This is a genomic window from Streptomyces sp. NPDC058872 (genome assembly GCF_042743065.1).
Classification (GTDB): Bacteria; Actinomycetota; Actinomycetes; order Streptomycetales; family Streptomycetaceae; genus Streptomyces.
The window spans coordinates 130521-136569 of the sequence record NZ_JBHYMK010000018.1 but is presented as its reverse complement, the minus strand read 5'-3'; the positions used below and the strand labels follow the sequence as shown (position 1 = coordinate 136569).

Sequence of the window (6049 nt, the reverse complement as noted above, 5' to 3'; positions counted from 1 at the left end):
GGGACGGGGGCGGCCCCCCGTCCCGGGCACCGCCGCCCCCGACGGTGCCCGCCGTGCGCTCATCCCGTCGTCGGCAGCGCCTTCTTCATCACCTTGCCCATGTCGTTGCGGGGCAGTGCGTCGAGGTAGCGGACCACCCGGGGGCGCTTGTGCGGGGCGAGCAGCCCCGCCACGTGGTCGACGAGCTCCGACGCGGCGGGCGGCTTCCGTCCGTCCAGCGGCACCACCCAGGCCACGATCCGTTCGCCCAGGTCCGGGTCCGCCTCGCCCGTGACGGCGGCCTCCCGCACCCCGGGGTGGTCGAGCAGCGCGTTCTCGATCTCTCCCGCGCCGATCTTGTAGCCGCCGCTCTTGATGAGGTCCGTCGCCTTCCGGCCCACCAGGCGCACCCCGCCGTCCTCCTCGCGGACCGCCACGTCGCCGGTGCGGAACCAGTCGCCGTCGAAGGCGGCGGCGGTCGCCTCCGGCCGGTTCAGGTATCCGGAGAAGAGGTTCGGCCCGCGCACCTGCACCTCGCCGACCGTCTCCCCGTCGCGCTCCGCCCGTACGGAACCGTCCTCGTCCACCAGTCGCAGCTCCACGCCCGCCAGCGGGACGCCGACGGTCCCCGGGCGCGGTTCCGCGCCCGGCAGGACGCTCGTGTTCATCAGGGTCTCGGTCATCCCGTACCGTTCCACCACCGTCCGGCCCGTCGCGGTCGTGATCCGCTCGTGGTCGTGCAGGGGCAGCGCGGCCGACCCCGAGACGAGGAGCCGGGCTCCCGCCAGGGCCCGTACGAGGGGCTCGTCCCCGGCGAGCGCGTCCGCGAGCCGGTGGTACATGGTCGGCACGCCGAACAGCAGGGTGCCGCCGTCCCCGAGCTCCCGCGCCACGCCCGCCGTCGAGAACGCGCCCAGGTGCCGCAGCTCGCCGCCCCGCCGCAGCGGGCCCAGGACGCCGAGCACCAGCCCGTGGACGTGGAACAGCGGGAGGGCGTGCACGAGGACGTCGTCCGCCGTCCAGGACCAGGCCTCGGCCAGGGCATCGAGCGAAGCGGCGACGGCCCGGTGCGAGAGCAGGACGCCCTTCGGGGCGCCGGTGGTGCCCGAGGTGTAGACGACCAGGGCGGGGGTCTCCGGATCGACCGGTCCGGGCGGCGGGGCGACGGCGGGCCCGGTGAGCTCCACGGCGATCCGGGGCAGCCCCGCGAGTGCGACGGGCAGTTCGTCCTCCGGGCCGGCGAGCACCGCGTCGGGCGTGCTGTCGCCGATGACGTGCGCCAGTTCCCGCGCGCCGGTGCGCGGATTGAGCGGCACGGCGGGGACCCCGGCGAGCAGGGCGGCGACCACCGCCACCGCCGTACGGGCGGTCGGCGTCGCCCACACGGCCACCCGGCCGGCGCCGCCGATGCGGTCCGCGAGGGCGCCGGCGGCACGGCCCAGCTCCGCGTAGGTCAGGACGTCCGGACCGAAGCGCAGTGCGGGGCGGTCGGACGGGTTCGTCAGGGCGGGGAAGAGCGCACTCACCGGGCGTACTCCTGGGGCGTCGGGGACGGGCCTGCCGGGACGCATTCTGCCCCGCGTCTCCACCAGGGAACGCCGGACTGCTCCGCGCGGGATCCCTCAGGGCCAACTCACCGTGGCGGGAGGGGTGCCGTCGTCCTCGACCCGCAGTCGGGCGCCGTCCGACCCGGCCGACACCTCGACCGTGATGCTGCCGATCCCGGGCCGTCGGTGCGCCGCCGCGAGCGCTCCGCGCAACACGGCGAGCAGTCGTCCCGCGGTCTCCTCGTCCACGAGCGTGTCGACCGCACCGGAGAAGTGCACGGACGGGGGGAAGCCGAGCAGGGCCGCGGCGCCGCCGGTTTCGCGCAGCACCCGTCCCCGGAAGGAGGTCGGTGCCTCCGCCGGCGGCTGCTGGAGCGCGAAGATCGTCGTCCGGACCTCCTGGATCGTGGAGTCGAGTTCGTCCACGGCGCGGCCGAGCAGCGCGTCCTCGTCGGAGGAGTCCGCGGTCCGGCGCCGGGTGGACTCCAGCATCATCTCCGTGGCGAAGAGCCGCTGGACGACGAGGTCGTGGAGGTCGCGGGCGATCCGGTCCCGGTCCTCGAAGACCGCCAGCCGCTCCCGGTCGAGCCGGGCGTCCGCGAGGACCAGGGCCAGCGCCGCCTGCGAGGCGAACTGCGAGGCGAGCAGCCGGTCCACCGCCGAGTAGGGCGGGCCGCCGCGCCGCCGGGGCAGGGCGAGGGTGCCGATGAGCTTCCCGCCGCTCTGCAGCGGCAGCATCATCGACGGCCCGAAGCGGGACCGCACGTGGGTGGTCATCCGCGGGTCGGTCGCGGAGTCCTCGACGAACACCGGTTCCCCGCCGAGGAGCTGGACCAGGACGGGCGAGCCGGGGGCGATCGTCGTGCCGACCAGGTCGCCCGGGTCGCCCGGGGTCGACGCGGCGACGATCTCCATGCCGCCCTCCTCGGTGGGTTGGAGGACCACCCCGGCCGCGGCCCCGGCGAGGATCCGGGCGCGTTCGGCGACGGTGGTCAGTGCGTTCTCCGTGGTGGCGCCGGTGAGCAGGGCCGTCGTCACGGCCGCGGCGCCCTCGATCCACCGCTCCCGCTGCCGGGCCGTCTCGTAGAGGCGGGCGTTGCCGATGGCGATCCCGGCCTGGGAGGCGAGGACCCGCAGCAGGGCCAGGTCCTCCTCGGTGAAGCCGCTCCCGTGCTTCTCCGTGAGGTGGAGGTTGCCGAAGACCTCGGTGTGCACCCGGATCGGCACGTGGAGGGAGGCGTGCGCGCCCGAGGGGGCCCCGAGCGGTCCGGGGGAGTGCGGTGCGTCCGCAGGCCCGCCGGTCCGCGGCGGCTGCTGACCCCGCACCGGGGTGCCGGGCAGCCCGGTGCTCCCGTCCGGGTGGAGGACGATCCGGCCTCGCTCCTCCTCCGTCATGCCGGAGGTGAAGAGGTCCGTGAGGCGGTGCCGCTCGGGGTCGATGACCCCGAGCGCCCCGTGGCGGGCCCCGGTCAGCTCGGTGGCGGAGTCCACGATGTGCTGGAGGGTGCCGCGGAGTTCGAGGTCCGTACCGACGCCGAGGACGGCTTCGAGCAGGAGGGGCAGGCGTGCGGCGCTCCGGTCCGCATCCGTGTCCGCGGCTCCGGCACCCTCATCCATGATCGTCATGGTCTCATTGTCGTATGAATCATCCGTTTTGATGCGGTTCAGTCCTCGTCGGCGAACGGGTTCCGTTCCGCCAGGGGGTTCAGGACCATCGCCTGGACCTTGCCCTCCAGCATCGCGCCGAGGCCCAGCACGGCACACACGTCGGGACGCTCGGCGATGTGGACCGGCATCCCGGTCGCCTCGCGCAGCATCTGGTCGAGGCCCGGGAGCAGGGCGCTGCCGCCCACCATCATGATTCCGCGGTCCGCGAGGTCGGCCACCAGGTCCGGCGGGCAGTCCCGCAGCACCTTCCCGATGCCGTCGAGGACCGCGGTCAGCGGGGTGTGGATCGCCTCCCGCACCGCGGCGGTGTCGACCGTCACGGAGCGGGCCAGGCCCGTCGCGACGTCCCGGCCGTGGATCTCCGTCCACGCCGGCCCGTGTGCCGTCAGGCCGTTCCCGCTCAGGGCGAGCTGCAGCGGACGCACCGACTGGCTCGGCAGCATCAGCTCGTGGTGGTGGCGCAGGTGCTGGATGACGGCGTGGTCGATGGCGTCGCCGCCGACCGGCATCCGCTCCGCCGTGACGATGGCGCCGAGCGAGAGCACCGCGACCTGGGTGGTCGCCGCCCCGCACACCATGATCATGGTCGCGGTCGGTTGCTCGACGGGCAACCCGCAGCCCACGGCCGCCGCGATCAGGGTGTCGACCAGTTCGACCCGGCGTGCCCCGAGGCCGACGAGGGTTTCCACGGCGGCCCGCTGGGCCAGCGGGTCGCTGTCGTGCGGGGTGCAGGCGGCGGCCCGGAGCCGGGGCTTGCGGCGCAGCTGCCGGCGCAGCTTCTCGCCGAGGAGGTGGCGGAGCATGCGCTGGGCCATCTCGATGTCGACGACCGTGCCGCCCGAGACCGGGCGGACGACCCGGATGTAGTCGGGGGTGCGGCCGGTCATCTTCTCGGCGAGTGCGCCGACGGCGATCAGCGCTCCGGTACGGGTGTTGACGGCGGCGACGCTCGGCTCGTCGACGACGAGTCCGGCGCCCTTGACGAAGACCCGGGTGCGGGCGGCACCCAGGTCGACGGCGACATGGCAACGGCGCAGCTGTTCGAGGCTGACGGTCACGGCGGATCCTCCGGAGTGCGGTGCTGGCACGGGCGAGGCGGGTCGCGATGCGCGGTCCTGTTCGCATCGTCCGGCGGTCCGGGGCGCGGCGCGCGTTGGGATGAGCCGCCCGGGGCTCGGGCGCGGGCGTCGGGAGGGGCGCGGCCCGGTCGTCCGCGGGCCGCGGTCCGGTCGTCCGAGGCGGGGCGTCAGGCCGTGCCCGTGCCCAGCATCCGCTTCAGCAGGTCCCGCAGCAGGGTCCGCTCGGCCTCGCTCAGCTCGCCGAGCGGCTCGCGCGCGAAGTCCAGCGACTCGCGCAGGCGGCGGGCCGTGTCCCGGCCCTCGTCCGTGGGGACGGCCAGCTTGACCCGCCGGTCGTCGGGGGCGGGGTGGCGCTCGACCAGGCCGCGTGCCTCCAGGCGGTCGACGATCCCGGTGATGTTGGACGGCTCGCACTTCAGCTTCTGGGCGATGTGGCGCATCGGCAGCGGATCGAGCGAGAGCAGCCCGAGGACGCGGGCCTGGGCGCCGGTCAGCGCGTGTTCCGAGGCCGCCTGCTCGTACTCCTCGTAGTAGCGCGCCACGACCGTGCCGATGAGCTCGACGACTTCGAGGGTCAGGGGGTCCGTGCGTGGGGTGGCCATGGGTCACATCCTACTCAGATACTTGACAACATGAAATATCTAGGAGCATGGTTGTTTTAGCAAGTGAACCTTTGCTGATCTCAAGCTTTTCGAGCTTTCCTGGAGGCCGTGCTCATGTCCGTTCTTCCCGCTTCCAGCCGTGAGTGGCACCTCGTCGCCCGTCCGCACGGCTGGCCCGTGCCCTCGGACTTCGCCCTGCGCGAGACGCCGGTCGCCGCACCCGCGGAGGGGCGCATCCTCGTGCGCAACCTGCACTTCTCCGTCGACCCGTACATGCGGGGCCGGATGAACGACGTGAAGTCCTACATCCCGCCCTTCAAGCTCGACCACCCCATGGACGGCGGCGCGGTCGGCGAGGTCGTCGCCTCCAACGCCGAGGGGTTCGCCGTCGGCGACCACGTCCTGCACGGCCTCGGCTGGCGCGAGTACGCCGACGTCGCGGCCCAGCACGCCACCAAGGTCGACCCGGAGCTGGCCCCCCTCTCCGCCTACCTCGGGGTGCTCGGCATGACCGGCCTGACGGCCTACGCCGGTCTCTTCGAGACGGCCTCCTTCAAGGAGGGGGACGCCGTGTTCGTCTCCGGAGCCGCCGGTGCCGTCGGCAGCCAGGTCGGTCAGATGGCGAAGCTCAAGGGCGCCTCGCGGGTCATCGGCTCCGCCGGCTCCGACGAGAAGGTCAAGTGGCTCGTCGAGGAGCTCGGTTTCGACGCGGCCTTCAACTACAAGAACGGCCCGGTCAAGGACCAGCTGCGCGAGGCCGCTCCGGACGGCATCGACGTCTACTTCGACAACGTCGGAGGGGACCACCTCGAAGCCGCCATCTCCTCGCTCAACGTGCACGGCCGCGCCACCATCTGCGGCATGATCGCCCAGTACAACGACACCGAGCCGGTGCCCGGCCCGCGCAACATGGCGATGATCATCGGCAAGCGGCTGCGGCTCCAGGGCGTCCTCGTCGGTGACCACTACGGTCTGCAGGACCAGTTCGTCCGGGAGGTCGGCGGCTGGCTCGCCTCGGGCCGGCTGAAGCACCGCGAGACCTTCGTCGAGGGCATCGAGAACGGCGTGGACGCCTTCCTCGGCCTGCTGCGCGGCGACAACACCGGAAAGATGGTCGTTTCGGCGACCCGCTAGTCTTCCCTCAGCCGTCGCGATCGTGGGCGCGAGTCGCGGC

At 73.5% G+C, this 6049-nt stretch carries 5 protein-coding genes; 1 reads left to right on the top strand and 4 read right to left on the bottom strand.

What is annotated here, in order from left to right:
* Window positions 1–59: 59 nt before the first annotated feature.
* The 4 genes from ACFW22_RS14615 to ACFW22_RS14600 form a co-directional block, all read right to left on the bottom strand.
* Window positions 60–1505, bottom strand: a complete 1446-nt coding sequence (locus tag ACFW22_RS14615) for an acyl-CoA synthetase (RefSeq protein ID WP_386403216.1) — start codon at window positions 1503–1505, stop codon at window positions 60–62.
* A 96-nt stretch (window positions 1506–1601) separates the two neighbouring features.
* Window positions 1602–3152: a GAF domain-containing protein gene (locus tag ACFW22_RS14610; protein ID WP_386403213.1), complete on the bottom strand. Its 1551-nt coding sequence runs from the start codon at window positions 3150–3152 to the stop codon at window positions 1602–1604.
* A gap of 38 nt (window positions 3153–3190) precedes the next feature.
* Entirely contained in the window at window positions 3191–4252 is a 1062-nt protein-coding gene (locus tag ACFW22_RS14605; protein WP_386403210.1) for a rod shape-determining protein, read from the bottom strand.
* Window positions 4253–4440: 188 nt separating this feature from the next.
* Window positions 4441–4875, bottom strand: a complete 435-nt coding sequence (locus ACFW22_RS14600) for a MarR family winged helix-turn-helix transcriptional regulator (RefSeq protein ID WP_386403207.1) — start codon at window positions 4873–4875, stop codon at window positions 4441–4443.
* Window positions 4876–4989: 114 nt separating this feature from the next.
* Here ACFW22_RS14600 and ACFW22_RS14595 point away from each other — a divergent pair, with 114 nt between their 5' ends.
* On the top strand, window positions 4990–6009 hold the full coding sequence (locus tag ACFW22_RS14595) for an NADP-dependent oxidoreductase (RefSeq protein ID WP_386403204.1): 1020 nt from the start codon (window positions 4990–4992) through the stop codon (window positions 6007–6009).
* Window positions 6010–6049: the final 40 nt, after the last annotated feature.